General features: G+C 47.2%; 1 protein-coding gene. It reads right to left on the bottom strand.

The features are described 5' to 3' along the window. Positions 1 to 160: 160 nt before the first annotated feature. Positions 161 to 426, bottom strand: a 266-nt coding sequence (locus HBA93_RS18785) for a carboxypeptidase-like regulatory domain-containing protein (protein WP_221724309.1), incomplete at its 5' end; no start/stop codon positions are given.

Here is a 426-nt window from a genome sequence, read left to right as displayed (position 1 = left end):
CGCATGTAATCCATCTTCCTTGAAGTCGACATGTGATGAACCAATACCCATAAGACCCATCTTTATAAGACGGGAACCAAAACCTCTAGTCGTTGGAGGCAAGACCTTAGGTCCGTTTTTTTCCTGCCACTCTAATTCTAAGGTTGCAACATCTCCCTCACTAATTATCCTCCATCTCACACATATGGAGCCCATACTCGGGCTTTCTGCTCTCAGCAGAGCCACCGGCAACAAAGAAAAACACTTGCCCGTTTTCATCTGCATTAAATGGGTTTGCCTTTGGTGCGGAGCCATCACGAGCGCTGTACAATTTTGCAAGCGCTCCCGTTGATGTATTGCGGACGGTAATCTTTGCCATAGGGACAACAGCGCCGTTACCGTCCTGAATAACGCAGTGCCAAGCTGAGTATTCCATATTTATACCTC

The organism is Ochrobactrum sp. SFR4, assembly GCF_019730395.1.
Taxonomy (GTDB): Bacteria; Pseudomonadota; Alphaproteobacteria; order Rhizobiales; family Rhizobiaceae; genus Pseudochrobactrum.
This window is presented reverse-complemented; position numbering and strand designations above follow the sequence as displayed.